This window comes from Oleiphilus sp. HI0125 (genome assembly GCF_001635355.1).
The window spans coordinates 1-1,230 of the sequence record NZ_LWGF01000384.1; the positions used below are offsets into that span (position 1 = coordinate 1).

The 1,230-nt window shown below is 45.9% G+C and carries 2 protein-coding genes; one reads left to right on the forward strand and one right to left on the reverse strand.

Going from position 1 to position 1,230, the window contains the following annotated elements; all coding sequences use genetic code 11:
• A partial coding sequence (locus A3762_RS05280; protein WP_156493256.1) for a sigma-70 family RNA polymerase sigma factor occupies positions 1-348 on the reverse strand: 348 nt, incomplete at its 3' end.
• A gap of 254 nt (positions 349-602) precedes the next feature.
• On the opposite strand from A3762_RS05280, the gene A3762_RS05285 reads away from it, so the two are divergent.
• On the forward strand, positions 603-1,230 hold a 628-nt coding region (locus A3762_RS05285), incomplete at its 3' end, for an FAD-dependent oxidoreductase (RefSeq protein WP_156493255.1).

Genomic DNA, 1,230 nt, shown 5'->3' on the forward strand with positions numbered 1-1,230 from the left:
ATCGTCAATATCAACATCAACCGATGGCGTCTTGCGCCCCTTAGACGCAAGATAGTTTTTGGCACAATTCACGGCTATCCGAAACAGCCATGTATAGAAGGCACTGTCTGATCTGAAGTTTTTAATGCCACGATACGCCTTGATAAACGTCTCTTGCGCAACATCAGATATTTCATGGTGATCAGACACATATCGAGAAATAATCGCACCGACTCGGCCCTGATACTTCAACACAAGTAGGTCAAACGATGCTTTGTCTCCGTTTTGAGCACGCGCAACAAGCTTCTGATCGACAACGCGTTCAGGATTAGTCGCAAATTGTTGTGTGTGCGTGGGAGCTTGCGTCATGGAATTACAGGGAACGGTTTTGTTCGCTTTATCTATCGGTTGCGGCTGATCTACACTAGGACAATCCGCAGTATTATCCACGGCAACAGCAGAAACACAAACATCGTTTTTAACAATACGCAAAGCGTGCGGCATTTTCCTATCCCTATAGTTATGTACACGCGTTATGACATAAGGTTTGCAAATAAGTTCCAAGCGCGAATAAAATTCTCGCATTGCTATGTTATTCACACACAAAATCTAAGAAATTTTCTATGTCTTCGCCTGATTCTTACGACGTTCTTATTATTGGCAGCGGCGCTGCAGGCCTTAGCGCAGCTCTAAAGCTAGACTCTAGTTTACGTGTCGCGGTCTTGTCTAAAGGCGAAATATCAAGTGGATCGACGCCCTGGGCGCAAGGGGGCATCGCAGCCGTTCTAGATCAGCAAGATAACGAGCAATCACACATTCAAGATACTCTGATCGCTGGGGCAGGTTTGTGTCACCAAGATGCGGTTGAACAGACTGTAAATGGCGGAAAGGTCAGTATTAAATGGCTGAAAGATCAAGGCGTCGACTTTACTCGCGATAGCGATGCAGAAAACCCTAAACACTATCATTTAACAAAAGAAGGCGGACATAGTCATCGCCGCGTCGTGCACGCTGATGATGCAACAGGTCATGCGATATCTAGTGCCTTGTGCCAGCAAACACTTGCAGCTGAGCACATAGATGTATTTACCAATCGCGTTGCGATCGATCTGATTACACATAAAAAGCTCTTTCTACCCGGCAATCGATGTGTCGGTGCTTACGTTCTTAATCGAGAGAATGGTGAAGTTGAACTGTTCCGAGCTCGATTTGTCATCATTGCAACTGGCGGCGCTTCGAAAGCATACCTGT